This window comes from Allokutzneria sp. NRRL B-24872, from assembly GCF_002155965.1.
Taxonomy (GTDB): Bacteria; Actinomycetota; Actinomycetes; order Mycobacteriales; family Pseudonocardiaceae; genus Allokutzneria.
The window spans coordinates 1-1082 of sequence record NZ_MUMH01000081.1; the positions used below are offsets into that span (position 1 = coordinate 1).

A 1082-nucleotide genomic window follows, 5' to 3' on the forward strand; every position below is an offset into this window, starting at 1 on the left:
CACCACGACGAGCGCGGTGAGCACCAGGCCGACCCGGCGCTTCTTCTTGGGGGGCTCCGACTCGGCCGATTCCGCTGTGTCTTCGGTCACGGGCGGCTCGGGCGGAGGGGTCGCCGCGGCGGCCTCCTCGGGCTTGCGCGAGGGCACCGTGGGACCGACCGGGAACACCTGGGGCTGGGGCTTGCCGGGCGGTACCGGACCGACCCGCATCGGCTGCGCGTGCGGCCGTTGAATGCGAACCGTTGCCTGGTCGAGGCCCGGAGCCTGCGGTTGCTGGAGCTTCCGCGTCGGCTCCTCGGGCACTGCATCACCCCGTGGCTGTCCAGCGTCGGACACCCAGCCTCCCGTGCGGTGTCGTGTGCGAACACAAGCGGTGAACACAAGCAATGTCACACAGTGGACGTCCCACTCGGATGCGGGTTCGGTGCGACTCTTGGTTCACACTAGACGTGTCTTGACATGGCCGTGCGGCACCGCCCTCGGTCGAACGAAGCAGTCACTGCACAGAACAAAGGCGAGCGAGGAAGCGCGTGGAGTTCGACGTCACGATCGAGATCCCCAAGGGCAACCGGAACAAGTACGAGGTGGACCACAAGACCGGTCGCATCCGTCTTGACCGCACCCTGTTCACGGCCACCCAGTACCCGGCCGACTACGGCTTCGTGGACAACACGCTGGGTGAGGACGGGGACCCGCTCGACGCGCTCGTGCTCGTCCAGGAGCCGACCTTCCCGGGCTGCCTGATCCGCGCCCGCGCGATCGGCATGTTCCGGATGACCGACGAGAAGGGCGGGGACGACAAGGTCCTCTGCGTCCCGGCGGACGACCCGCGCACCGAGCACCTGCGCGACATCCACCACCTGAGCGAGTTCTACCGCCTGGAGATCCAGCACTTCTTCGAGGTCTACAAGGACCTGGAGCCGGGCAAGAGCGTCGAGGGCGCGACCTGGGTCGGCCGCACCGAGGCCGAGGCCGAGATCAAGCGCTCCTACGACCGCGAGCTGGAGCGGCTGGCCACGGAAGGCCCGCACGGCGACGAGCACTGAGCAAACGGCACTGATCCCGAACGCACGAAGGGCGCC

General features: G+C 68.2%; 1 protein-coding gene and 1 pseudogene. One reads left to right on the top strand and one right to left on the bottom strand.

The genetic code is table 11. The features are described 5' to 3' along the window. A pseudogene (locus CCN37_RS21485) lies at positions 1-303 on the bottom strand (hypothetical protein); the annotation flags it as partial. A 227-nt stretch (positions 304-530) separates the two neighbouring features. On the opposite strand from CCN37_RS21485, the gene CCN37_RS21490 reads away from it, so the two are divergent. Then, positions 531-1046, top strand: a complete 516-nt coding sequence (locus CCN37_RS21490; protein ID WP_086823940.1) for an inorganic diphosphatase — start codon at positions 531-533, stop codon at positions 1044-1046. Positions 1047-1082: the final 36 nt, after the last annotated feature.